20 protein-coding genes are annotated in these 26,286 nt (G+C 52.0%); 7 read left to right on the top strand and 13 right to left on the bottom strand.

Going from position 1 to position 26,286, the window contains the following annotated elements; genetic code table 11:
- Nucleotides 1-2 precede the first annotated feature (2 nt).
- Nucleotides 3-2,336, bottom strand: a complete 2,334-nt coding sequence (locus tag HUF18_RS16530; RefSeq protein ID WP_225692976.1) for a M48 family metallopeptidase — start codon at nucleotides 2,334-2,336, stop codon at nucleotides 3-5.
- Between the two features lie 283 nt (nucleotides 2,337-2,619).
- The gene (locus HUF18_RS16525) at nucleotides 2,620-3,483 is read right to left on the bottom strand and encodes an SDR family NAD(P)-dependent oxidoreductase (RefSeq protein WP_145466513.1); all 864 of its coding nucleotides are present in this window, start codon (nucleotides 3,481-3,483) and stop codon (nucleotides 2,620-2,622) included.
- Between the two features lie 506 nt (nucleotides 3,484-3,989).
- Between HUF18_RS16525 and tkt the strand changes: the two genes are divergently transcribed.
- Both tkt and HUF18_RS16515 read left to right on the top strand, forming a co-directional pair.
- Nucleotides 3,990-5,978 carry a transketolase gene (gene tkt / locus HUF18_RS16520; RefSeq protein WP_225692975.1) on the top strand — a complete coding sequence of 663 codons (1,989 nt, stop codon included), beginning with the start codon at nucleotides 3,990-3,992 and terminating at the stop codon, nucleotides 5,976-5,978.
- 114 nt (nucleotides 5,979-6,092) lie between these two features.
- Entirely contained in the window at nucleotides 6,093-8,105 is a 2,013-nt protein-coding gene (locus HUF18_RS16515; protein WP_225692974.1) for a peptidase U32 family protein, read from the top strand.
- A gap of 48 nt (nucleotides 8,106-8,153) precedes the next feature.
- On the opposite strand, the gene HUF18_RS16510 is transcribed toward HUF18_RS16515, so the two are convergent.
- Together HUF18_RS16510 and HUF18_RS16505 are read right to left on the bottom strand one after the other, a co-directional pair.
- Nucleotides 8,154-8,729: a LemA family protein gene (locus HUF18_RS16510; protein WP_225692973.1), complete on the bottom strand. Its 576-nt coding sequence runs from the start codon at nucleotides 8,727-8,729 to the stop codon at nucleotides 8,154-8,156.
- Nucleotides 8,730-8,761: 32 nt separating this feature from the next.
- A complete protein-coding gene (locus tag HUF18_RS16505) occupies nucleotides 8,762-10,033 on the bottom strand; it encodes a DUF3137 domain-containing protein (protein ID WP_225692972.1) in 1,272 nt (423 codons plus the stop codon).
- A 208-nt stretch (nucleotides 10,034-10,241) separates the two neighbouring features.
- Here HUF18_RS16505 and HUF18_RS16500 point away from each other — a divergent pair, with 208 nt between their 5' ends.
- A complete protein-coding gene (locus HUF18_RS16500) occupies nucleotides 10,242-11,210 on the top strand; it encodes a substrate-binding domain-containing protein (protein WP_225692971.1) in 969 nt (322 codons plus the stop codon).
- Nucleotides 11,211-11,235: 25 nt separating this feature from the next.
- Here the strand turns inward: HUF18_RS16500 and HUF18_RS16495 are convergent, their stop codons facing one another.
- Genes HUF18_RS16495 through xdhA form a run of 9 tightly spaced genes read right to left on the bottom strand, consistent with a single transcriptional unit; the run spans nucleotide 11,236 to nucleotide 20,967 of the window.
- Entirely contained in the window at nucleotides 11,236-12,411 is a 1,176-nt protein-coding gene (locus HUF18_RS16495; RefSeq protein WP_225692970.1) for a urate hydroxylase PuuD, read from the bottom strand.
- Nucleotides 12,411-13,712, bottom strand: a complete 1,302-nt coding sequence (gene guaD / locus HUF18_RS16490; RefSeq protein WP_225692969.1) for a guanine deaminase — start codon at nucleotides 13,710-13,712, stop codon at nucleotides 12,411-12,413. Before guaD ends, HUF18_RS16495 begins: the two co-directional genes overlap by 1 nt.
- Nucleotides 13,709-14,227 carry an ureidoglycolate lyase gene (locus tag HUF18_RS16485; RefSeq protein ID WP_225692968.1) on the bottom strand — a complete coding sequence of 173 codons (519 nt, stop codon included), beginning with the start codon at nucleotides 14,225-14,227 and terminating at the stop codon, nucleotides 13,709-13,711. The genes guaD and HUF18_RS16485 overlap by 4 nt, the downstream gene beginning before the upstream one ends.
- 11 nt (nucleotides 14,228-14,238) lie before the next feature.
- Nucleotides 14,239-14,598 (bottom strand): hydroxyisourate hydrolase, encoded by a 360-nt coding sequence (gene uraH / locus HUF18_RS16480; protein ID WP_225692967.1) that lies wholly within the window; start codon nucleotides 14,596-14,598, stop codon nucleotides 14,239-14,241.
- Nucleotides 14,599-14,608: 10 nt separating this feature from the next.
- The gene (gene uraD, locus HUF18_RS16475) at nucleotides 14,609-15,121 is read right to left on the bottom strand and encodes a 2-oxo-4-hydroxy-4-carboxy-5-ureidoimidazoline decarboxylase (protein WP_225692966.1); all 513 of its coding nucleotides are present in this window, start codon (nucleotides 15,119-15,121) and stop codon (nucleotides 14,609-14,611) included.
- Between the two features lie 47 nt (nucleotides 15,122-15,168).
- Nucleotides 15,169-16,164: an allantoicase gene (alc, locus tag HUF18_RS16470; protein ID WP_225692965.1), complete on the bottom strand. Its 996-nt coding sequence runs from the start codon at nucleotides 16,162-16,164 to the stop codon at nucleotides 15,169-15,171.
- Nucleotides 16,165-16,220: 56 nt separating this feature from the next.
- Nucleotides 16,221-17,153 carry a xanthine dehydrogenase accessory protein XdhC gene (xdhC, locus tag HUF18_RS16465; protein ID WP_225692964.1) on the bottom strand — a complete coding sequence of 311 codons (933 nt, stop codon included), beginning with the start codon at nucleotides 17,151-17,153 and terminating at the stop codon, nucleotides 16,221-16,223.
- Nucleotides 17,150-19,510 (bottom strand): xanthine dehydrogenase molybdopterin binding subunit, encoded by a 2,361-nt coding sequence (gene xdhB / locus HUF18_RS16460; protein WP_225692963.1) that lies wholly within the window; start codon nucleotides 19,508-19,510, stop codon nucleotides 17,150-17,152. Before xdhB ends, xdhC begins: the two co-directional genes overlap by 4 nt.
- On the bottom strand, nucleotides 19,507-20,967 hold the full coding sequence (gene xdhA / locus HUF18_RS16455) for a xanthine dehydrogenase small subunit (RefSeq protein WP_225692962.1): 1,461 nt from the start codon (nucleotides 20,965-20,967) through the stop codon (nucleotides 19,507-19,509). Before xdhA ends, xdhB begins: the two co-directional genes overlap by 4 nt.
- Before the next feature lie 273 nt (nucleotides 20,968-21,240).
- Here xdhA and HUF18_RS16450 point away from each other — a divergent pair, with 273 nt between their 5' ends.
- The 4 genes from HUF18_RS16450 to HUF18_RS16435 all read left to right on the top strand — a co-directional run bounded on the left by HUF18_RS16450 (nucleotide 21,241) and on the right by HUF18_RS16435 (nucleotide 26,221).
- Nucleotides 21,241-22,779, top strand: coding sequence for an ABC transporter ATP-binding protein (locus HUF18_RS16450; RefSeq protein ID WP_225693562.1), 1,539 nt, complete (start codon nucleotides 21,241-21,243; stop codon nucleotides 22,777-22,779).
- On the top strand, nucleotides 22,772-23,842 hold the full coding sequence (locus tag HUF18_RS16445) for an ABC transporter permease (protein ID WP_145466528.1): 1,071 nt from the start codon (nucleotides 22,772-22,774) through the stop codon (nucleotides 23,840-23,842). Before HUF18_RS16450 ends, HUF18_RS16445 begins: the two co-directional genes overlap by 8 nt.
- Before the next feature lie 3 nt (nucleotides 23,843-23,845).
- Nucleotides 23,846-24,772, top strand: a complete 927-nt coding sequence (locus tag HUF18_RS16440; RefSeq protein ID WP_145466529.1) for an ABC transporter permease — start codon at nucleotides 23,846-23,848, stop codon at nucleotides 24,770-24,772.
- 678 nt (nucleotides 24,773-25,450) lie between these two features.
- Nucleotides 25,451-26,221 (top strand): hypothetical protein, encoded by a 771-nt coding sequence (locus HUF18_RS16435; protein WP_225692961.1) that lies wholly within the window; start codon nucleotides 25,451-25,453, stop codon nucleotides 26,219-26,221.
- Nucleotides 26,222-26,286 lie beyond the last annotated feature (65 nt).

The following is a 26,286-nucleotide window of genomic DNA, read 5'->3' as shown; positions in this document are numbered from 1 at the left end:
GCTCACGCGGTCAGCAGACCACCATAAATAGTCCCGCCAACAATGGCTCCGGCCACCAGCAAACGCGCCAGCGATGGCATCACGCCATGGGCCAGCTGGAAGCGGTTCCATAAATCCAGTTTACGCTGCAGCTGATGTTCAGCACCGGGCAACAGCACCGGATAATAACCGGCCAGACCACCGGCTTTGGGAGCCTGCAGAGTGTTATCCACCGCTTCCGGTTGCTGCACCGACTGCGCCAGATAGCGCTCGGTCACAATGACATCTTCCAGCAATAAACCACTCATATGTTCCAGCAAACCGGCAATGCCGCCCATGCGCTCATAAGCCGCCGGACACCACTCGTTCCAGTTCTTTTTATCGACATCGGGTAAGCCCAGTTGCGGATTCTGTTCCTGCCAGTTTTCCACGCCCAGTGCTTCGGCCAGTTTATCGGTCAGCTGCATATTAAACAGTGCGGCAGACACTTCGGTCATACAATCCTGTACCGCACGGGCAACATTGAGCATGCGGCGTTTTTCAAAAAAGCCGATCTGACCATCGGCAGTAATCACCGCCCAGGTATTGCCCAACAACGCCTGTTCATTACGCACCACCGCCGCCAGATGCTCGCAGGAATGCAGCAGGCTGAGCAGGCCATGCAGATAAGATTCCCAGCCACGGCCAAGTTCGGCAGCGGCCTGCAGATGCGCGCGGTGACAACTGGCATCGTGTTCCTTTAACACCTTCGTCAGTTCCGCACGCTCCTGTGACAGCTGATCCAGAACCTGTGGAATATCGGCTTTCTGCACTTCCTCTCCACGATGGCGGATCACGCCGCCGGAAGGTTTCAGATCTCCATCCTGCAGGGCTTTTAATGTGCTGATTTCACTTTCCAGACTGCGCGCCGCGGCCAGCTGTTCTTTTAATTCCAGTGGGTAAACCTTGCTCAGAGACTGAACTGCCGTGGCCTGAATGCTGCCACTTTCCAGCAACTCAGCCAGTGAAGAAAAATTACGCATCACATCGCGGTTAAGGTAATTGCCACGATATTGCGGATCTAACGAGCTGTGCGAAAAGTGCCTCATGACCGCATCGTCTTCCGTCACGGCTTCCAGCTCATCCTGTTTTTCTGCGTTATAAAAACTGCTGCTGATTTGCGCACGCAGAACATCCGGCTCGGCAAAAATTTCCCAGGCGCTGCGCGGATCAATTTCTGCAGCAATGTAGCGTGCCTTGGCATTATCTTCGCGGTCACGGTTAGCCGGGTGTGTTGCCCACATTTGTGGCGGACGTGCCATCGACTCGGTAAACACCCGGTGGCTGGCAGCGTTTTCCGGCTGATCCACGGGCGCAGGTACACCATACTGCGGATCGTCGAGCACTTTGCGCATGGCTTCCATGGTAATTTTCTGGGCGTTGAATAAATCGCTTAAGCGCTTACCGGAACCGGCCTCAGTCTGAGCAACATTCAGCGCCGTCTGCCAGGCGTGGTCTGCAGCCTGCAATTTATGCAAAGCATTAATTAAGGCATCGCTGCCGGTTACGGAGACAGCCACCAGATCGGCGTTAAATTCCATTTCGCGGCTGAGTGCGCGCTCGGCCATAATCACCAGACGGAACATGGTGTCGACAACAGCACGGATCGACCAGATAATCAGCGACAACAGCCAGCCCAGCCAGGCAATACGCAGATCGGTACGACCCAGCCCACGTACCAGATTATCCAGCCAGTCACGGGTGGCCAGCATATGGCCAATAATCTGCTGTGCAATATACACCCAGCGCCCTACCAGCATCGAACGCTGGGCAAAATGGCCAAACTCATGGGCCAGCACTGCTTTTAATTCACCCAGCGTTAATACATTCACCAGCCCCAGGCCGATGATCAGATTCTTTTTCGACGGGAAAATCAGGTTCAGTAACGACAGATCATAAAAAACCGCGGCATTAACCTCTGGTGTCAGAAATACCCGGTGCGGACGTGGAGCGCCGATTTCATCCGCCAGACGATAAATAAAAGAAAATAATTGCGGCTGGTCTTTTTCGGTAATTTCGATCCCCTGCGGGTCTCCGGACTTACGCACTGCAAACAGTGATTTACCGATAAATAAGGTAAGCAAACCGGCGCAGACCGTAATCGTCAGCCGCAGCAGGTCAAAACCCCAGTCCTGCAGATGCACAACACCATTAAAGGTGATCACCGCAAAACAAATACCCAGTGCGATATACCCCAGCATAAACAACATCAGGCCAGCCATCGCCAGCCAGGCCTGACGCTGATAGGAACCGCGGGGTCTGGTCAGATCCGCCGGAACCTGCTGCGGACCAGCGGGATAAAGTACAGGTGTTTCCATTAACAACCTCCTTGTTAAACGTGCCATATGGCGAAGATGAAGCGGCCTGCTGTAAAGCTCACTCCTGAAAGTGAGAGGAATATTATCAGCACGGGCCAGACATCAACAAGAAAGGCTGAGCGGTTTTGTGAACGGGCCTGAGAAAAAAGGAAGGAGAGATCGGCTACGCTGCGCGGAAGAAGAAAAAGAGCGGAACAATAAAAGGAACAATAAAAAGAGCGAAACAATAAAAACGGGAGGCAAGCCTCCCGTTTTTCTTAATGCTCAGAGCACCGCACCGTTATCAGGCGTTTTTCGCCCGTTGCGCGGCTTTTTTCGACTGCAGCTGTACAGCCTTGGTGAAAATCCACTGATAAGTGGCCGGCAGCATACGCACCAGCAGGTCAAACATACGCGCATCCGGGCCAATCAGAATACGGCGGCTGTTTTTACGCACACCATTGAGAATAGTTTTGGCGGCTTTATCCGGCGTGGTGATAAACAGCTTTTCAAATTCTTTGGTCGCTTCTTCTTCAGATGTACCTGTTACCTGTGCACAGCTGGCATCCATACGCGCAGATTTGGCGATATTGGTTTTAATACCACCCGGGTGTACACAGCTGCAGCTGACGGGAGAGCGGGAGATTTCCAGATCCTGGCGCAGGGATTCGGTCAGTCCGCGCACCGCAAATTTACTGGCGTTATAGCCGCTCATTAATGGCTGTGACGCCAGACCAAAGATACTGGAGGTGTTAATAATATGGCCTTCGCCGGCCGCTTCCAGATGGGGCAGGAATGCTTTGGTGCCATACAGCACGCCGTTAAAGTTAATGTCCATAATCCACTGGTAATCTTCCAGACTCAGAGCACCCACAGTACCCGACAACGCCACACCGGCGTTATTGAAAATCATATTTACTTTGCCGTGCTCGCGGGCGGTTTTATCGGCCCAGGCGTAGACGGCTTCACGATCTGACACATCAAGAATATCGGTGGTTACTTTCACCCCATAGCCCTGCAGCATCTGTGCAGTTTCTTCCAGACCTTTGGCACTGACATCGCTTAACGCCAGATGACAACCCTGCTGCGCCAGATTAATGGCCAGCGCACGACCAATGCCCGAACCTGCGCCGGTAATCGCCGCTACTTTATTTTTGAAGTCTTTCATCTGAGTCTCCTGTGCCTGCCTGCTGCGGCAGTCTGCTGGCGGTTACAACCACCGGCTGTTGTTATTTTAAGTACTATTTTAAGTGTTATTTTCAATACTCTGGCCTGCGCGACGGCGGCTGTTGCTGTCGCAGCGGTTACTGCGGTCGCCGTAGTGAGGCGCACAGTGTGTCAGAACTCCCCCGGATTTTCCGGGTTCAACTCAGCCAGATTCGGGCGGCAGAGTTGCAGGATATAGCCGCAATCTACCCCTGTTTACACCGCTAACCCCCGCTTCTGAGCACTGGTTCTGCCGCTTGCCAGCCCCTGAGTGCGGCTCAGAGGCCGGTACGACAGAAAAGCCCGCCACGAAGTTGTCATAATCCGCCGTTCCGGCCCCCTTCGCCATTGCTGAACACCGGGATCTGCGCGACAATAGCGCCCCTTTTTTAACCCGCTGAATCCGTTGCGGCGCATATCCGCTTAAGTAACGGCAGCAATACAGAATTCAGATTCAGGAGTCGTTACATGACATCTCGTACCGAACTGGCGAACGCCATCCGCGCACTGAGCATGGACGCCGTACAGAAAGCCAAATCCGGTCACCCGGGCGCCCCGATGGGCATGGCCGATATCGCCGAAGTACTGTGGAACGACTACCTCAAGCACAACCCGAACAACCCTGAGTGGGCCGATCGCGACCGTTTTATCCTGTCCAACGGCCACGGCTCCATGCTGATCTACTCCCTGCTGCACCTGAGCGGCTACGATCTGTCTATCGACGATCTGAAGAACTTCCGTCAGCTGCACTCCAAAACTCCGGGCCACCCGGAATACGGTTATGCACCGGGCATTGAAACCACCACCGGCCCACTGGGTCAGGGTATTGCCAATGGTGTGGGTATGGCGCTGGCTGAAAAAGTACTGGCCGCCCAGTTCAACCGTGACAAACACAATGTGGTTGACCATCACACCTATGTCTTCATGGGTGACGGCTGCATGATGGAAGGTATCTCCCATGAAGCCTGCTCTCTGGCCGGTACTCTGGGTCTGGGCAAGCTGATCGCGTTCTATGATGACAACGGTATTTCCATCGATGGTGAAGTGGAAGGCTGGTTCACCGACGATACCGTTAAGCGTTTTGAGTCTTACGGCTGGCAGGTGATCCCACGCGTTAACGGCCACGATCCGGAAGAGATCAAACAGGCCATCGAAACCGCCCGCGCCAACACTGAGCAGCCAACCCTGATCTGCTGCAAAACCATCATTGGTTTCGGTTCACCGAATAAAGAAGGCAAAGAAGAATGCCACGGCGCCCCACTGGGTGACGACGAAATCGCCCTGACCCGCGAGCGTCTGGGCTGGAAACACGGCGCCTTCGAAATCCCGGAAAACGTCTACGCCGGCTGGAGCGCGAAAGAGAAAGGTCAGGCCGCGGAACAAAGCTGGGACGAAAAATTCGCCGCTTACGCTGCCGCCTACCCGGAACTGGCTGCCGAATTCAAACGCCGCGTAGCCGGTGATCTGCCTGCCGATTTCTCTGCTCAGGCGCAGGCTTATATCGAAGAATGTCAGGCCAAAGGTGAAGTGGTTGCTTCACGTAAAGCCTCACAAAACACCCTGAACGCCTTTGGCCCGCTGCTGCCTGAATTCCTCGGCGGTTCTGCTGACCTCGCCGGTTCCAACCTGACCCTGTGGAAAGGTTGCCAGGGCGTAAGCGAAACCGACGCCTCCGGTAACTACGTATTCTACGGCGTACGTGAATTCGCCATGAGCGCGATGATGAACGGTATCGCCCTGCACAAAGGTTTTGTACCTTACGGCGCCACCTTCCTGATGTTTATGGAATACGCCCGTAACGCCGTGCGTATGGCCGCGCTGATGAAGCAGCGCTCCATCTTCGTTTACACCCACGACTCCATCGGTCTGGGCGAAGACGGCCCGACGCACCAGCCGGTAGAACAGGTTGCTAACCTGCGTAACACTCCGAATCTGGAAACCTGGCGTCCATGCGACACCGTCGAAGCAGCCACCGCCTGGAAATCGGCGATTGAGCGTAAAGACGGCCCAAGCGCACTGATCTTCTCCCGTCAGAACCTGCAGCATCAGCCACGTTCTGCCGAACAGGTTGCTGCCGTTGCCCGCGGTGGTTACATCCTTAAAGATTGTGCCGGTACACCGGACGCCATCATCATCGCCACCGGTTCCGAAGTGGAACTGGCGACCGCTGCCGCCGAACAACTGGCCGGTAAGAACGTACGCGTTGTCTCTATGCCGTGTGCTGAAGTGTTCTGCAAGCAGGGCGCTGTGTACATCGAATCGGTACTGCCTGCGTCTGTGTCTGCCCGCGTTGCGGTAGAAGCACTGCACAAAGATTACTGGTACAAATTCGTTGGCCTGAACGGCAAGATCATCGGTATGGACACCTTTGGTGAATCTGCACCGGCGCCGCTGCTGTTTAAAGAATTCGGTATTACCACCGAAGCCGTTGTTGAAGCAGTAAACAGCCTGCTGTAATCGGCGCGGCCGATAAGGCTGCCGCCACACCATTGCCGGACTTTTGCATTATCAGGCAAAGCTCCGGCAATTTTATTTCCGGCTCTGAAAAATTGGTGAATTCCCGGTACTGCCATGCTGAAAAAACACCAGCTCGAACTGTTAAGTCCCGCCCGCGATGCGGCCATTGCCAAAGAAGCGATTCTGCACGGTGCCGATGCGGTGTATATCGGTGGCCCCGGCTTCGGCGCACGCCATAACGCCAGCAACTCGGTGGCTGATATTGCCAATCTGGTGGAATTTGCGCGTTTATTCCACGCCAAAGTATTCGTCACCCTGAACACCATTCTGCACGACGACGAAGTCGAACCTGCGCGCCAGCTGATTCACCAGCTGTACGACGCCGGTGTCGATGCGTTAATCGTGCAGGACATGGGCGTGCTGGAAATGGATATTCCGCCGATTGAACTGCACGCTTCCACTCAGTGCGATATCCGCCGGCTGGAAAAAGCACAGTTTTTATCACAGGCCGGCTTCTCGCAGATTGTTCTGGCACGGGAACTTAACCTCGCTCAGATTAAAGAAATTTCCGACAGCGTTGATGCCGCCGTGGAGTTTTTTATTCACGGTGCGCTGTGCGTGGCATTTTCCGGTCAGTGCAATATTTCCCACGCCCAGACCGGGCGCAGTGCCAACCGTGGCGACTGCTCACAGGCCTGCCGCCTGCCCTACACCTTAAAAGACGAAAACGGTGGCGTGGTTGCCTACGACAAGCACCTGTTGTCGATGAAAGATAATAATCAGACCGCCAATCTGCGCGATCTGGTGGATGCCGGCGTCCGTTCCTTCAAAATTGAAGGACGCTACAAAGACGTCAGCTATGTAAAAAACATCACTGCCCATTACCGTCAGCTGCTGGATGATATTCTTAATGATCGCCCGGATCTGGCGCGTGCTTCCAGCGGTTATACCGAACATTTCTTTGCTCCGAACCCGGATAAAACCTTCCACCGTGGCAGCACCGATTATTTTGTCAGTGAGCGTAAAATTGATATCGGCGCCTTCGATTCGCCTAAATTCGTTGGCCTGCCGGTCGGTGAATTAATTGGTGTTGGCAAGAGCGAGCTAACCGTACAGACCGATACCGAACTCACCAACGGCGATGGCCTCAACGTGCTGGTCAAACGCGAAGTGGTCGGTTTCCGTGTGAATAATGTTTACCCGATTGCGGATTTTGACCTTGAGAATGATCAGGGTGAAATGCAGCACGTCTGGCAATACCGCGTAGCACCCAACGAAATGCCGGAAGAATTAAAAAAACTGCGTTTACCGGCAAAGCTGAACCGTAATCTGGATCATAACTGGCAGCAGGCACTGCTGAAAAAATCCGCCGAGCGCCGCGTGCTGGTTAACTGGGATATTCAGGCCACACAGGATGCTCTGAGCGCGACACTTTCCAGTATTGAAAATGGCAGAGAAGAAGGCAGCAGTGTAACGCTGACATTAAAAGGTCCGTTCGAGCCTGCCAACAACGCAGAGAAAGCACAGCAGCAACTGCAGGATACCTTTGGCAAACTGGGTAACACCATTTATCACGCCGACCGGATTCAGGTTAACGGCGATGCCTGGTTTATTCCCGGCTCGCAATTAAAAACCCTGCGCCGTGATGCCATTGATGCACTGACCGCCGCCCGTATTACCGCCCACCCACGCGGACAGCGTAAGGCCGTCAGTGAACCTGCGCCGGTGTATCCGGACAGCCAGCTGACCTTCCTCGATAACGTTTACAACGAAAAAGCCCGTGCCTTTTATAAACGCTTTGGCGTTGAACTGATTGAACCGGCCTACGAAGCGCATCAGGAAACGGGCGATGTGCCGGTCATGATCACCAAACATTGCCTGCGTTTTTCTTTTAACCTTTGCCCGAAACAGGCCAAAGGCGTTACCGGGGTAATTACCAAGGTCAAAGATATGCAGCTGGTTAACGGTGACGAGGTATTAACCCTGAAGTTCGACTGTAAACCCTGTGAGATGCATATCATCGGAAAGATGAAGAATCATATTCTCAGCAGCCCGCAACCCGGCAGTGTGGAAAGTGGAGTCGGTTTTTTTGATCCGGCGAGTCTGATTGTCAGCAGCAGAGACTGATTCATAAAAAAACCGGCTATTAGCCGGTTTTTTTATGTTTAATATAGGTCAGAGGTTAGGCTTATAGTCAAAACCATCCTGTGCCTCAGCATCGGTAAAACTCTGTACCGGCTGCTTGTGGTTCAGTAAAGAGTTCACCAGTGAGCCGGGGAACATCTGAATCGCGTTATTAAACTCTTCAACATTACGGTTAAAGATGCGCAGCGCGGCACCAATCTGCTCCTGCTGCTCCGATATTTCTGCCATCAGTTTCGTATACAGATCAGAAGCCTTCAGCTCCGGATAAGCCTCGACAGCCACTTTAAGCCCCTGCAACAGACTGGCCGTATGTCTTTCAGCCTCAGCCAGCCTGACGGTATCGGGTGCGGCAGATGATTGCTTACCAAGCTCTTCAATGCTGTTACGCAGACGGGTGACATCCGCCAGAACACTGCTTTCATGCAGCTTGTCCTCTTCAACCAGCTTTTCTACATGGGGAATAATTTTATTCTTCTGCCGCTCCTGCGTCAGAACCGAAGCCCAGGCACGGTCAACGGCATTAAACTTTCCAATAATGCCGTTATAGATAACAACCACAGCGACCAGCAAAATCACGGGTAACAATAAAAAATAAAAATCGCTCATAAAGCCTCCATCAAGGCGTACCGGACGCCCGGTTAAAGTTGAAAGTTGTTGTCAGTCAGGCGCATCAGGTTGTGTATCTGAAGCAACAGGGCATCGAGTTTTTCCAGCTCATCGTGCCTGGCAATTTCGTTGGCGAACTCGAGCGGTTTTTCCAGATTATAAGTACGCTTATGCTCCAGAATATCGTCATTATTAAAGGCAAAACAAAGATCACCAGCGGAGTTTATTTCCAGCACAGGACGTGAGCACTCAGTTGCCATCGCTAGCATTGCTTCAATCACAGCGGGTGATAAGAAACGAGCTGCGACCATTTCCTGATCAGCCCGGACGCTGAATACCCGGTTAAATTCATTTGACGCCGTCGTGTACTTTTCGCCACTGAAAGATATGCCGCTGCCAGCGTTAAGACTCAGCCCTCTGGAAAACGGGAAATGCAACAGCAGGCCATGACGGTAATAGCTGTTTCTTACTACCCGGGTACGGGTATTCCCCTTGGAGTCGGTGTAAGTTTCGCTACGACGGACAACATAATGAAAACGGTAGAGGCGGTAATCAAAACGATGCAGCTCGCCCTCATAATGTCCCTGATACAGGTGCTGAATTTCGCGCAGATCATTGCCGCGGATAAATTCCTTAAACTGCTGACCCAGCTCTTTGGCTTTCTCTTTTCCGTTGAAAGGCAAAGCCTTCAGGCCGTTATTAAACAGAATATCAAGCAGACTGATCCGTTCTGACAGCGGCCTGCGCCAATGCTTACGCTGATACAGACGCCAGCAGACAATGCCACCGGTAACCAGCAGCAGTAACGGCAACCCTACTTCAGAAGAGGCAAAGCCGCCACCGGAAACAAGCAGCGTCAGTATTTGCAATCCCTCCCAGTAAACCAGCCCCCAGAACGGCATCAGCACCACAACCAGAGTTATTCCGCCGGCGGCGGCCATGCGTTGCGCCGGCGTTTTAAAGTATCTGGATAAAAAGCCTGCTTTTCCTTTTTCCTCACGCCAGAGCTGCCAGAAAACAACGATTGCTACCGGTAACCAATACTGGCTGTAGTACAGAACAACACTGAGAAAATAATCAAACTCATAGGGCAGACTCCGGCTGAAAACACTGTATAGCGCCAGCCCGCCCAATCCCATAAACAGCAAGCCGATCACCTGCCAGGGTTTATCTTTGTAATCCAGAGGGCCCGGATGATGTTCCAGCGAGCGGATCGTAGCGACCAGATCATGCTGGCTGGTCGCAGCTTCAATTTTTTCCTTCAGGCAGGTGATATTGGCACTCACCTGCTGGTTGTGCGTCATAAACGATCCTTAACGTTCCTATATAGCTCTGCCATTTTATCATTATTGAGAAGTAAGACAGTAAAATCAGGTTACAGTAATGAACGATATACGCCACATTATCCCTTTTAAAAACATGGTTTTATTAGCATTAACAAACTATGTTCGGACTGGTAATCCGTAGCGGAATACGCTATCAGATACACGGGAGTGCTAATGGAGAGCGTTAATGTCGACGCGGAAGATATGCCTGCTGTTTATCTGTTTGCTATCACACAGCGTCATCGCTGATGGCCGGGAATTCGCCCTGATTGCCAAAAGCACCAGCGATCAGAACTTTATTGAGGTCTGGCGTGGCTGTGAGGCTGCGGCACAGAAAAATAGCGATCATTGTGTATTGCTCGGCCCGGAGCAGGAAACCAGCGCCCGTCTTCAGGCTAAAGCCATCGAAAGTGCAATCAATAGCCGGCGCTATAGCGCCATGGCAATCTCGGTGACCAAATCGGATGTTATTGCGCAGGCCGTATCTCAGGCAATAATTCCGGTCATGACTTTTGATTCGCCATTCGCTGAGCGAGAACAAAATCTGAGCCTGAGTTATGTCGGCACCGACAACCAACAGTTCGGGCGCGATCTCGCCCGTCAGGCAAAAGCAATTTACCCCAATGGCGGTTCTGTATGTTTAATGACCGCGGAACACGATACCAATCTCGCTTTGCGGGTTCTGGGTATAAGACGCGAACTGAGCGGCAATCCGGCATTGATCGACGCTCAGCCGTTGCGTGGTGAGGGTGGCTGGTATGAGCCGGAACGTTGTCTTTGGGACAGCGGCGACAGCAACAAACGCGCATTAGCTGAAATACGTATCAGCCTGACTGAAATTAAACCCGATGTATTTCTGTCTGTTGGCAGCTGGCCTCTGATTGATCCCCAGGCATACCAGAACATCCTGCTGCCTTTTCAGGAAAACCTGAGAAAAAAGAAGCCACTGATCATTATCGGAGTTGGCAAGGTACTGCCCGAATACCACCAGCTGCGGCAGGAACAGCTGGTGCACTCATTGGTCAGCATCGACTTTTTCCGTATTGGTGAGCTGACCTATAAAAATATGCTCAACAGTATCAATAAAAAACCGCTGAAGGCGGTTATCTATACAGCGAACACCATCATCCCGCCCGAGCCAGAACGTTCCAATTAAAATACTGTGCCAGGGCCTGTTAACACTAATTAGCCTGCAGCCAGACAATTAACTGCGCCCGCTCGTCTTCAGTCATGGCAGTGATATTGGCCAGTGGCATATAACCGGTTTGCAGTGCGCTGAGCATACGGTCTTTGTACTGCAGAAGTTGCGCTTCAGACTCGAGGATAATACCCGCCGGCGGCGTTTTAAACATATCACTGGTCGGAGATTCCGCGTGACATTCGGCGCAACGCAGATGGGTAATATGCAACGCCTGGTCGGCATTAATGACGCTACCTACCGTTGCAACCGGTTTGGGCGCCATCCAGAAAGCCAGAGCAACAGTAAGAATAAAGGCGCTGATTAAATAACCCGGTTTTACTCCGGCACCCTGGGTTTTTAAATTCAGGAAATGACGCACCAGACCGGTAATTACCGCAATCATAGCCAGTACCAGCCAGGCATATTCATGGCCATAGGTCATCGGATAATGATTACTGATCATGATAAAGACCAGCGGCAGGGTCAGGTAGTTGTTATGGGTTGAGCGTAGTTTGGCCAGCATAGCATAACGCGCATCCGGGGTTTCACCGGCAGTTACCGCACGTACCAGTTCACGCTGCGACGGCATAATGCCAAAGAACACGTTACCGGCCATAATCGAGCCGATTAAAGCACCGACATGAATATAGGCAGCACGGTCAGCAAACAGCTGATCGGCCAGCCAGGCCATAAACACCAGAAATACAAACAGTACAGAGGCAAAGCCTTTATTGCTGTTGCGCAATGGACTTTTAATCAGCAATTCATAAACCGCAAAACCCACGGCCAGAAACAGCAGACTGCTGCCAATAGCCGTCGCTGGTGAAAATGCCACCTTGGCCGGATCAATCAGATATTGCTGCGCACCCCAGTAATACATCACCGCCAGCAACGAAAAACCGGTCAGCCAGGTGGTGTAGGCTTCCCACTTAAACCAGTGCAGATTAGCCGGCATCACCTGCGGCCCGAGTTTGTATTTCACCACCTCGTAAAAGCCACCACCATGAATGGCGGATAACTGGCCTTTAATACCACGGGCTTCATTTTCGTCGCTGGGTTTTTCCAGACTCAGATCGAGCCAGACAAAATAAAAGGATGCACCGATCCAGGCGATACCGGCCAGTACATGAAACCAGCGCAGAAACAGATTCAGCCAGTCAAAGATATAGCCTTCCATTAACGCGCCTCCGGCTTGGTCCAGACCGAACGGCCGGCGACGAAGGTTTCGCGTACCGCACGGTCATCGCCGAGGATCATCAGGCTGAACAGGGTTTCGTCCAGGGTTTTACAGATTGACTGACGACGCTTCATCAGATCGGTACCAGCCAGATCCAGCACAACAAAATCGGCTTCTTTACCGCTTTCGAAGTTACCGATTTTATCGTCCACCGACAGCGCTTTGGCGTTGCCCAGCGTCATCATATAAAAGGCGCGTTGCGGCGCCAGTTTACTGCCTTTTAACTGGCAAATTTTGTAGGCTTCATTCATGGTCTGCAGCATCGAAAAACTGGTACCACCACCGACATCGGTTGCTACGCTGACATCCACCGGGAACGGCTGATCATCCAGCTGGAATAAACCACTGCCGAGAAACAGGTTCGACGTCGGGCAGAACGAAATTTTGCTGCCGGTTTCGCTCATACGCTGATAATCCTCAGCATCGAGGTGCACACAGTGGGCAAATACACTGCGTTCGCCGAGCAGGCCGTAATGATCGTACACATCCAGATAGCTTTTACGCTCCGGGAACAGCTCTTTTACAAAGGCAATTTCATCCAGATTTTCCGCCAGATGGGTCTGCATATAAACGCCCGGATTATCGGCCAGCAGTTGTCCCGCCGCCGCCAGTTGTTCCGGTGTGGAGGTAATGGCAAAGCGCGGGGTAATGGCGTACAGCTGACGGCCATTATTGTGCCAGCGATCGATCAGCTCCTGCGTATCAGCGACCGAGCTTTCGACCGTATCACACAACGCTTCCGGTGCATGACGGTTCATCATCACCTTGCCGCAGATCATACGCGTATTCAGACGCTGACTGATTTCGAAAAAGGCATCCACCGCACTCTTATGCACAGTACCGAACACCAGTGCCGTAGTCGTACCGTTTTTCAGCAGTTCCTGCAGGAAAAATTCCGCTGCATTATTGGCGACGTCTGTGTTGGCGAAATTCACTTCCGTCGGGAAAGTGTAATTATTCAGCCAGTCGAGCAGCTGCTCGCCGTAGGAGGCAATCACATCCACTTGCGGATAATGAATATGGGTGTCGATAAAACCCGGCATAATCAGGGCATTATCGTACTGAGTCACGCGGAGATCCGGATACTGAGCCAGCATGGTGGCGGCATCGCCACAACCAATCACGGTGCCGGCATCGGTGTCGGTGATCAGCAGACCATCGGCAAAATACTGGGGAGTCTGTTCGTCGAGGAAATGCAGCACGCGTCCCCGGTAGCCCTGATAATTCATGTTCTTTCTCACAAGTTTATTCGGATATTCCAATCGTCCGGAAAGAAAAATTCTTCCAGATTATTGCCCGGACCAACGCGGTCGACGATCCAGAAATCACACACACGGTTTAATGCCAGCAACGGATGATGCCAGCAATTGGCTTTGTAATTCACGCCTTCCTCACCACTGGCGAGAAACAGCTTAAAGCTGGATGGGTCTGGCACCTCATCGCCATTAACAATATGGCTCAGGCATACCAGCACCAGATAAGGTTCATCCGACGACGGCAGAAATGCCTGACTGCCCAGAGGATGACGCTCCATCATGCCAATGCTCATCGGCAGGGTACGTGGCTGGGCGCGGAAAATACTGATAATACCCTGCCCGCTTTGTGGCTCCGCCCCCACAGTAACCTGCGCCAGATTATGGTAACGCTCGGTGGTACCGTTATTAATCATAACCGGCTTACCACGCACGCTCACCAGCTCACCGAAAGGCGAAAAGCTTTCGGCGGTTAAAGGCTCAGGTTGCAGAATTAATTCCATCACTGAATTCCTCAGGAACCACGATAAGTCGAGAAACCATTGGCCGACAGCAACAGCGGCACGTGGTAGTGCTCGGTTGGCGTATCGATTTCAAACAGAATATCCACCTGCGGATACAAAGTGCTCAGACCCTGTGCGGCATAATAGGCCCCGGTCGCGAATTCCAGTTTGTACAGTCCGGACTCACGCTCACGGGTTCCCAGCCAGTCAATAATACGGCCATCTTCGTTGGTCGCGGCACTGGCCATGCTTTGCCATTGTGGGTCGGCAACCGAAGCGGTTGCCGATTTAAATAAACGCACCTCAACCCCAACCGCCGGACGGCCGCGCTGGGTGTCGAGGATATGCGTTGTAATTACACTCTTCTGCATGTTCTGCTCCTTAAGTCGCCAGACCAAGAATTTTTTTAATGCGCAAATCGGTAATCATCATCTGATTCTCAGCAGCATTACGGATTTCCTGCTCACGGCTGTTCGGCAGTCGCTGCTCCAGCAGTGCCAGCATCTGCCCGGCACTCTTGCCGGTGGCAAATACGATAAAAATAAAGCCAAATTTTTCTTCATAGGCACTGTTACCAGCCGCCAAAGCCTCCAGTACGGCCTCGGGCGCACCCGTTGCTCCGCTCTGTTCGTGCGAGGCTATGGCTTTGGTATTGGCGTATTTAGCGCGCAGTGAGTTTACATCACCGATTTTCGGATGGGCGGTAAAAGCCTGCAGAAAATCAGGCTCTTCCATCGTCCACCAGAATTCATCCGCCTTCTGCAGCAGCTCATCCACCGAGGCATAGGGGCGCGCGGCAACCACTTTTTCCACCCAGCGTTCTGCCGCACAGCAGCTGGTAAAGGCGGCGGTGGCCTCCGCCGCCGTCAGGTTATTCAGCTCATCGAGTGTCATCGGGCATCCTTCAGGAATCCACTATTTATCTGTATTCAGAAAACCAACTATTTATCTGTGTTCAAAAAACCGAACACTCTCAGACGGCTGATACCGCCATCCGGGTACATATTCAGTTTGATATGGGTAAAGGTCTGCTCGCCACTGATCACTTCGTCTTTGTAGAAATGTTCGGCATCGGCTGTCAGTTTCTGACGTTCAATCACCGGCACCCACTCAGAGGTTTCCTGCGGATGCTCACCTTCCGGCATGGAAATACCCAGCAGTGAGAAACCATCCGGATAATTACCTTTAAAGTGCGCGGTATCGACCACGACCTTTTTAATACTGCCGGTACCGGCCAGCTTAATAATAATCCAGTCGCATTCACGGCCACCGCGACGGCGCTTGGTTTCCCAGCCATCACCCATATTGACGCCACGGTCGGGCATAATCAGGTTGCTCATGGAACTGAAAAACATATCGCTGCATTCCACCGGACGTGCACCGTTTTTAACGAAGGCCAGATCCACAGGCTCACCCGGCAGGAACCAGTTACTGTCCATCACCGCTTCGCCGTACACACGTAAACGGGCTATGCCACCATCGGGGAAACTATTGATACGCAGATGAGTCCACACACCAGCGGAATCACAATCAATAAAATTATTGCTGTCCGGATTTACGTCCTGCTGCGCTACGATCATGGTCCACTCAGTGCTGTTATCCGGTGCTGTTTTGCTGTTACAGGCTTCAATCGATACCTGCTTCGGCGCGTTACCGGCAAAGTGCGTAGTGCATACGTTAAAGCCCTTGATACGACCCTGAGTACCCAGCTTGAGGATGGCCCAGTCGTAACCGGCAACACGCTTACGGCGGCTTTCCCAACCATCCATCCATTTACCGCGATCGGTGTATTTACCGTCAATAAACACCGGGGCTTCTGGCTTGATCAGGTTTTCCATTTCAGCAAAGAAATCATCACTGCAGCTCAGCACCTGACCGCCCAGACGACGGTTTGCCAGATCAATCCACTCACTGTAAGGATGCACTTCGTTTTTCATATTCTTCTCAACATTATCAGACGGATAATTCTGACGATGATCGGATCGTCAGGTTATTAAAAATAACTTACAGACTGATGTTCTGATGACGCCACTGCGTCACCGGTCAGCCCTTCCTGCAATTGTTTCCAGCTCAGGCCTTTGCGCCGCGCTTTATCTTCGGTATCTGTAGCAGCTGTACTTTTCCGCGCCAGCAGCTGGGCGGCGACCGATACCGCCACTTCCATCGGTAATTTTCCGCCGATTTGCGGCAGGCCGATGGGCATAGTCAGCTGCGCCAGCTGCTCAGCCGTTAACCCGGCATGCTGCAAACGCAGGGCAAAACGCTCGGTTTTGGTTTGCGAACCGATGCAGCCAATAAAGTGAAAATCTGTACGCGCCAGTGCCGCCTGTAATAATTCAAAATCCAGCTGATGATTATGGGTCAGAATCACCAGCTCACTGCCTGCAGGCAGTTTTGCAATCATATCGACCGGTTCAGGCAGGCAAACACAATCAATATTGGCGGCCAGTGTATCTGCCGGCGGAAATTGTTCCGCGCGGTTATCCACCCAGATAACCGGCTGCTCCAGCCCGCCCAGAATATTCATCAGGGCTTTGGCCACATGACCGGCACCAAAGACTACCAGTGGTGCAGTCTGCAACTGAAATAATTCCAGCAGTACACTGACACTGCCGCCACAGCACTGCCCGGCTTTGGCTGCCAGCGGAATTTTTTCCATTTTCTGCAAGGCAAGCGGGCCTGTTTTACTGGGCTGTGTACTGGCTTTCCCTGCAGTTTCAGCCAACCATGCCCGCGCTTTCTGAATTAACTGAAATTCAAGCTGGCCACCGCCCAGAGTGTCAAACTGATCCTGAGCGGTGATGACCATCTTACTGCCGGGATCGCGCGGTACAGAGCCAGCACTGCCCATTACCGTGGCAATGACATAAGAGTCGCTGCGTTGCTGGCAGCGGGCAATTGCATCGTACCAGCGCACAAATTTCATGCTTTGCTCTCTCGCTGACAGAACATCACCGCATTTAATACCCGCTCAGGGGTTGCCGGGGTATCCAGCGGTGGACTGATTTTATAATCCGCCACACTGGCGACCGCATCACGCAGAGCACACCAGACGGCAATGCCATGCATAAATGGCGGCTCGCCAACGGCTTTGGAGTTATAAATGGTATCTTCAGCGTTAGCGCGATCGAACAGCTGCACATTAAAGTGTGCTGGAATATCAACCGATGTCGGAATTTTATAGGTCGCTGCGGAGTTGGATTGCAGACGGCCTTTATCGTCCCACAATAACTCTTCCGTGGTTAACCAGCCCATGCCCTGAATAAAACCGCCTTCTATCTGGCCAATATCAATCGCCGGATTCAGCGAACGGCCAACGTCGTGCAGAATATCGGCACGCAGCACTTTATATTCACCGGTCAGGGTATCAATTTCGACTTCGGCGCAGCAGGCGCCAAACGCAAAATAAAAGAACGGACGCCCACTGGCAGTGTCGCGGTTGTAATGAATTTTTGGTGTGGCGTAATAACCGGTAGTCGAGAGCGAAACACGGTGCTGGTAAGCCAGGGTGACGAAATCGGCGAAGGAGATCCATTGCGCGCTGTTCTCATCGGCACCGATAACCACATGATTATTCATAAAGCGTACGTCGCTGGCATTCACCTGATAATGCTGTTGCGCAAACTGCACCAGTCGCGATTTAAGAATCTGGCAGGCATTCTGCGCGGCCTTACCATTTAAATCCGAGCCGGATGAGGCCGCCGTTGGCGAGGTGTTCGGTACTTTATCGGTTGCCGTCGCACTGGCCTGAATCATATCGATATCAAGATCGAACTCATGGGCGACTACCTGGGCCACTTTGGTAAATAGCCCCTGCCCCATCTCGGTACCACCATGATTCAGATGAATTGAACCATCGGTATAGATATGTACCAGCGCACCGGCCTGATTTAAAAACTGAATGGTAAATGAAATACCAAAACGCACCGGCGTTAATGCCAGCCCGCGTTTTTTCCAGCGGTTAGTACGATTAAACTCGGTAATGGCGGCACGGCGTTCACGGTAGTCACAATCCTGTTCCAGCTGTTCAACCAGTTCGGGTAAAAAGAAATCCTCAACCGGCTGGCCGTAATGGGTATTGCCGCCGTCGCGGTAAAAGTTGGCCTTACGCACATCCAGCGGATCTTTACCCACTTTACGGGCAATATCGTCCAGCATGGCTTCGGCAAAGATCATTCCCTGCGGCCCGCCAAAACCACGGTAAGCAGTATTCGATACGGTATTGGTTTTACAGCGATGACCGATTACACGGGCGTTATTCAGATCGTAAGCGTTATCCACATGGAACATCGCACGATCAACAATGGCGTCGGATAAATCCGGCGAGTATCCGCAAAAACCGGCCAGCTCAATATCCGCGCCGAGAATTCTACCGCTCTCATCAATACCCAGCTGATAGCGGTTATAAAAGTCATGGCGCTTGCCGGTTAATACCATATCGTCCTGACGGTCGAGGCGCATTTTTACCGGACGGTTCTGGCGCCGGGCAAAAACCGAAGCGATACAACCCCACTGTGCCGCCTGAGTTTCTTTACCGCCAAAGCCACCGCCCATGCGCCGCACTTCAACCTGCACATGGTTGATTGGCAGGTCCAGCACTTCAGAAACCAGTTTCTGAACTTCCGTCGGATGCTGGCTGGAGCAATAGAGTTTAATACCACCGTCTTCGGCTGGCAGGGCGTAGCTGATCTGGCCTTCCAGATAAAAATGCTCCTGCCCTTTTACATACAGCTCGCCACTCATCTGTATCGGCGCTGCGGCAATAGCAGACGCAGCATCACCTTTCTGCATACTGTGTGCAGGGCGGACAAAGGCATTCTGCTGCAACGCCTCTTTAATGGTTAACAGTGCCTGCTGTTCTTCATAGCTGACCTGCGCCAGCAACACTGCGCGCTTGGCCTGCTCAAAGCTTTCCGCCAGCACGGCAAATAATGCCTGACCGTGAAATTCCACCACACCATCGGCAAATATCGGATCGCCTTTAAATACCGGGCCAATATCTTTTTCACCGGGAATATCATCCAGTGTAATCACATCAACCACACCCGGCGCATTGCGCACGGCGGTTAAATCGAGCGACAGAATTTTGCCATGGGCAATGGTACTTTTTCCGACAGCAGCAAATAAGGTTCCGGCCAGTTCCGGCATATCATCAATATAGGTTGCCGTACCCAGTACGTGTTTTTCGGCGCTTTCATGCGCCAGCTTACTGCCGCTTTTACCTTTGGCCGGACGCTGGCGACGTGCTTCCCAGGGCGTTACTTTTGAAGAAACCTGGCTCATGCTGCACCTCCTGCCTGTCCGGCGGTTAATTCCAGATAGCTTTTCAGCAACAGATTACGCGTAACCTGCAGGCGATATTCTTTGCTGGCACGAACATCCGACAGCGGCTGATAATCCTGGCCGATGAAGTTCGCAGCCTGTAAAAACGTATTTTCAGAAAACGGCTGGCCAATTAATGCCTGCTCGGTTTTCTGTGCCCGTAATGGCGTGGCCGCAACACCACCGCAGGCCAGACGTGCATTTTTTATAATGCCGTTCTGCACATCCATAAAGAGTGCAAACATAACCGCAGAAATATCATCGTCGTAACGCTTACTGATTTTATGCAGCGTCAGCGATTCGCTGCTCTGCAATTTATTAATGCGTATAGCACGTAAATATTCACCGGGCTGCAGCACGGTCTGTTTATAACCCAGATAAAAATCATTAATGGCAACCTCACGGCGGCCATGGTTTCCGTCAATTTCCAGCGTCGCATTTAAAGCTAAAAAAGCGGGGGGCGTATCGCCAATCGGTGAAGCATTAGCAATATTGCCCCCCAAAGTGCCCATATTGCGGATCTGGCGTGAGCCAATTCGATGCAAGAGCTGAGCAAACGAAGGAAAAAGATCAGCCAGCTCATGCTCAGCCTGACTGTAGGTAACACCGGCTCCCAACCATAACTGCTCGTCCAGCACCTGTGTCCGGGCAAGCGTGCTGATACGGTTAAGGCAAATAATGGTGTCGAATTGTTTAAAGCGCTGGGTAATTTCCAGGCCTACATCGGTACCACCGGCCCACAGGCAGGCATCCGGATAGTCGCGCAGCAACGCTTTCAGTTGTTCTTCAGTTAATGGCATAAATAAACGGCGGCCATCAACATCCTGCAGCGCCGCCGGAGAACCATCGGCCGGTACATCGCTTTGCGGGTTAAAGGTTTGCACGCCATTGCGGGCTGATACCTCGCTGACATCACAGGCTGGCAGTGCCGCCATTTTATGTGCGGCTTCGATAATCGGACGATAGCCGGTACAACGGCACAGGTTTCCGGAAAGAGCAGCGTGAATCTGCTCATCGCTTAATGCACTCTGCTGTTCATACTGCCCGGTCTGCTGATACAGATTCGCCAGCGACATAACAAAGCCCGGAGTGCAGAATCCGCATTGTGAACCATGGCAATCAACCATCGCCTGCTGTGCCGGATGCAATTGTCCGGCGCGACCAATACCGGAAGGGGTTAACAGATAGCGTTCGTGCACATTAGCCATTAACGCAATACAGGCATTCAGTGTGCGGTATTCAATACCACGCTCTGTCATTTCACCCAGCATCAATGTGCAGGCTCCGCAATCTCCCGCTGCACAACCTTCTTTTGCATCAGGTTGCATCATCGTGGTGCGCAGGTATTTCAGAATGGTACAATTTGGATCAATTTTATTGTCTTCAATCCAGCGACCGTTTAGGTTAAATCGAATCACGCTTACACCTGTTTTCTGCCCGACAGCTCTGTTTATCCGTGCGGCCTGTACGCCCTGAAAGCGTATTCGCGGCGGCACCGCCCGACAGAGCTGAATTTCAGTAGAGAATTCTGTCCGGGGAATGCGTTGCAATTTCCTGACCAACTGGTCAAGCATATAACAAAACATGCTGAGATGCGTAGCTGCAGCATGTGGCAAGCTAATTGCTAACGATTTGTCCAAGTGGTCAGCTTTTAAATTTGAGGAATCTTAGTGCCAGCACAAGAATCAACCATGCGCCTGCATCTGAGCGGTATCCGCAAAGAGTATCCGGGCTGCCTTGCCAACGATGATATTGAATTGTTGGTGAATGCCGGCGAGACCCACGCCTTACTTGGGGAGAACGGCGCCGGCAAAAGTACCCTGATGAAGATTATCTACGGCGTAATCAAACCCGACGCCGGTAAGATTGTCTGGCAGGGTGAAGCCATTCAGATGAACGGCCCGGCTCATGCGCGCCAGCTGGGTATTGGTATGGTATTCCAACATTTCTCACTGTTTGAAACCCTCACCGTTGCCGAAAATATTGCCCTGAGCCTGCCGGCAGACGAAAGCCGGGACATGGAAGCACTGAGTCAGCGCATCCGCGAGATTTCCACGCACTATGGAATGGCACTGGACCCTGACCGCCATGTACATACGCTCTCGGTCGGTGCACAGCAGCGGGTCGAAATTGTCCGTTGTCTGTTGCAGGACATTAAGCTGTTGATTCTCGATGAACCCACTTCGGTTCTTACCCCGCAGGAAGTACGCGAACTGTTCCGCACCCTGAAGACCCTCGCTGCTGAAGGCTGCTCCATTCTGTTTATCTCCCACAAGCTCGACGAAGTGACCGAGCTCTGCAATGCCGCTACCGTATTGCGCAACGGCCGTGTTACCGGACGTTGCAACCCACAGGAAGTCAGCAGTGAAGATCTGGCGCGGATGATGGTGGGTGAAGATACTCCGCTGAATCAGAATTATCAGAAAGCCGAGGGCGGAGAGACCGCACTCAGCCTGAACAACCTCAGCTTTACCCCGGAAGATCCGTTCGGCGTTACCCTTAACAACCTGAACCTTAAGGTAAAAGCCGGCGAAATTCTCGGCATCGCCGGTGTTGCCGGCAATGGTCAGGACGAACTCTGCGCACTGCTCAGCGGCGAAGAAACCACCAGTCCTGAAAGCATCGAATTGCTCGGCCAGAATATCGGCGCCATGAGCCCCGATCAGCGCCGTCGGCTGGGTTTTGCTTTTGTACCCGAAGAACGTCTGGGACGTGGCGCCGTCCCAAATATGTCGCTGGTCGAAAATACGCTGCTCAGCAGCAGTCATCGTGATTTGAAAGCCAACGGCTGGATTAACTACCGCAAAGTACGCGAATTCGCCCGCGATATTATTGAAAAATATAACGTTAAATGCGCCAACGAATATGCTCAGGCGAAAAGCCTGTCCGGCGGTAATCTGCAGAAATTTATTATCGGCCGTGAAATAGAACAGCAGCCGAAATTGCTGGTGTGTTCCCATCCAACCTGGGGTGTGGATATTGGCGCTGCGATTTTGATCCGCCATGCATTGATCCAGCTGCGCGACGAAGGCGCCGCTATTATTGTGGTATCCGAAGATATTGATGAGCTGTATCAGATTTCTGACCGCATCGGCGCCATCTGTGACGGGCAACTGAGCCCGGTAAAACCAACCCAGGACGTGGGTATCGAAACACTGGGTCAGTGGATGGCCGGTCAATTTGGTCACGACAGTGCCAATCCATCCTCGTTGGAGAGCGCACATGCTTAAGCTTGAAAAACGTCAGGCCGATTCCCGCCTGATGAGTTATGTATCCCCTCTTATCGCTATTGTGCTGACTCTGCTTGCCGGTGCGTTGCTGTTTTCTGTACTGGGTCATGACCCGCTGCACGCTCTGTATACCTTTTTCATTTCACCACTGACCAATGCCTATGGCTGGACCGAACTGGGAATAAAAGTAGCGCCATTGTTACTCTGTGCCATGGGTCTGACACTGTGTTACCGCGCCAAAATCTGGAATATCGGTGCCGAAGGCCAGTTTATTATGGGGGCACTGGGCGGCAGTATGGCTGCGCTGCAGTTTCTTGATGCTGAAAGCCGCTGGGTGCTGGTGCCGATTCTGATTGCCGGCAGCATCAGTGGTTTATTGTGGGGAGCACTGGCGGCGTGGCTGAAAACCCGCTTTAACGCCAACGAAATCCTGACCACCATTATGCTTAACTACATCGCCCTGAACGCTCTGCTGTACGCCGTACACGGGCCTCTGCGCGATCCGGCCGGATTCAATTTCCCGGAATCTGCCATGTTTGCCGATGCCGCGCTGTTACCCCTGTTCAGCGACGATTACCGCCTGAATATTTCCATTCTGTTTGCTCTGTTCTTTACCGTGGTTATCTGGACGGTGATGGCGCGCAGCTGGGTTGGTTATCAGATTCAGGTACTGGGTGAAGATGCCAAAGCAGCACGTTATGCCGGTTTTAATACCAACCGTCTGACCTGGTTTGCCTTATTAGTCTGCGGTGCTCTGGCAGGCCTCGCCGGTGTTGCCGAAGTGACCGGACCGATTGGCCAGTTAATTCCTCACGTATCACCGGGCTATGGTTACGCCGCCATTATTGTGGTGTTCCTTGGCCGTATGCAGCCCTTTGGTATTTTGCTGGCCAGTATGCTGCTGGCTCTGACCTTTATGGGTGGAGAAATGGTACAGATCGAAATGAGCCTGCCTAAATCCCTGACCGGATTATTCCAGGGCATGCTGCTGTTTTTCCTGCTGGCTGCGGATCTTCTGATCAGCTATCGCATTGTCTTTCAACCTCGTACAGCCCGGGCCTGAGTCATGGATATCGATTTAATTACAAATATTTTATTTGCCACGTTCAAAACCGGCACTCCGCTGATTCTGATTGCACTGGGTGAGATGGTCTGCGAAAAGTCCGGTGTTCTTAATCTGGGTCAGGAAGGCATGTTACTGGTTGGCGCCGTAGTCGGCTTTATTGCGGCATCCGTTACCGGCAATTATTTTCTGGCAACCTTCTGCGCCATATTCGCGGGTATGGGTATGGCCTTTCTGTTTGGCTACCTGTCTATCACACTGGCTTCCAATCAGGTTGCAACCGGTCTTGCGTTGACCATCTTTGGTGGCGGTCTGAGTGCATTTCTGGGTACCAATTATATTGGTATCGGCCTTGAGGGCATTCAGGTCTGGTCAGTGCCGCTGCTGAGCGATATCCCGGTGATTGGCAAAGTACTGTTTCAGCACGACCCACTGGTGTATTTAACCCTGGCGTTATTCGCGCTGGTTTTCTGGGTATTCCGCAGCACCCGTCTGGGGTTAAAAATCCGCGCTGTAGGTGAAAATCCGGAAGCGGCAAACGCCATCGGTATTAACGTACAGCAGATCCGTTTTATGGCCGTGCTTTTTGGTGGCGCCATGACCGGTCTGGCCGGCGCTTACCTGTCACTGGTTTACACCCCGATGTGGAGTGACGGCATGTCTGCAGGACGAGGCTGGATTGCATTGTCACTGGTTGTTTTTGCCAGCTGGAAAGCCGAACGTATTCTGCTGGGTGCCTATCTGTTTGGTTTTGCCAGTATTCTGCATCTGGTGTTGCAGGGAACACGTTTTGAAGTTCCACCAAATATTATGGCGATGCTGCCTTATGCGGCCACCATTATTGTATTGGTCTGGCTTTCATCCGATGCGATAAAAACGAAAATGAGTGCACCAAAGTCTATTGGTCAGCCGTACCGGCCACTGGCTTAAAAACTAGGGCCTGTTGACACTAAGTAAATCCGGCCTGCTGAGAGCCAGTTTTTCTCAGAACAAGGAGAGAGGAGTGATATTGTCAGGAACATCCATGTTCCTGACCCTGCGGGCTTCGCGCCCCTCTGCTCCGGGCAGATGGGTAGCGGGCTAAATGAATGACGAACGACGATATTAATGGGGAAAACTGGCCTCAGCCCGAAGGGTTATGGCTAAAAATCCCTCATCCTGCGTTGCTGTTCGCTCGCTTAACCCGTTACCAATCTGTCTGGAACAGACTGGCGTGCCAACCCCGAAGGGGTGAAGCACAGGGATGTGCTGAACATCCCCACTCTCAGCGCCTTGCCTGAGAAATTTTTAGCCGATAACAGGTCTGTTTAATTAGTGTCGACAGGCCCTAGAAGATACTGGCCTGATCTGCTGTTTACAGAACCGCAGACAGGCCCGATTCTCTGGCATTAATTCAGACGAAATTTATTTCTGAATAATGCCAAACCATTACCCGGTTAACGTTCCGGAAATGATAAAAAGACCAAAATGGTCAATGTTAAAAATAACAGGGAATTCATCTTTTAACGGATGAAATAAACGGAATTGATTGATAGATTGAGTGCGTTGATTAAACCAAATTCAAGCAACCTATTAGAAATAACACCTTGTAAAATCTGGAGAGAAAAAATGAAAAAGCAACTTCTGGCCATGGCCGTTATCGCTGCTGCTACCGGCGCAGCCCAGGCAGAACAATTCTGGGCTGATAACAGCGTATCGTTACTGTACGGCGAAGACTACACCATGACCCCTAACAATGGTGAAAAAAACGCTGTAACCAACATGACTTTGGAACACGTTTCCGGTCATAGCTGGGGCAGCCTGTTCTTCTTCGTTGACCGTCTGGTTGGTGAAGGTGACTACAGCGAGACTTACGGTGAGTTTTCTCCAACGTTCACGCTGAAAAAATTTGAAGAAGGCAGCTTTGTAAAAGCTATTAATGCTGCTTTTACCTATGAATTCGGCTCCAGCACTACCAGCAAGTTCTTCCTGCCTGAAGGTGGCGCATATAGCCAAGATAACTACCTCTACGGTATTGGTGCTGACCTGAACATTCCTGGCATGAATTACTTCAGCACAACGTATTATTACTCTCAGCGTAATAACACTTTCACTAATGGTGATAACGACCATCAGCTGACTTTTGTTTACGGCTGGTCATCAGGCAACCTGAACATCGATGGTTTCCTCGACTGGTCTACAGGTACTGATCAGCATGATTCCGAGCTGAACTTCACCCCACAGCTTACCTATAACGTTGGCCCTGCTCTGGGTGTCAGCAACAAGGTAAAAGTAGGTGTTGAGTACAGCTACTGGAACAACAAATTCGGTGCCAAAGGCATGGAAGACAAAGACCGCGATCAGAACGCTGTCAGCCTGCTGCTGAAAGTACACCTGTAATCATCCGGGTGTAATAAGGGGAGCCAGGTGCTCCCCTTATTGTCTGTCAGCGGATTTATCACTAC

The organism is Thalassolituus sp. ST750PaO-4, assembly GCF_020320405.1.
Taxonomy (GTDB): domain Bacteria; phylum Pseudomonadota; class Gammaproteobacteria; order Pseudomonadales; family Oceanobacteraceae; genus Venatoribacter; species Venatoribacter alkanivorans.
The sequence above is the reverse complement of the archived record's forward strand: the minus strand, read 5'-3'. Positions and strand labels throughout refer to the sequence as shown.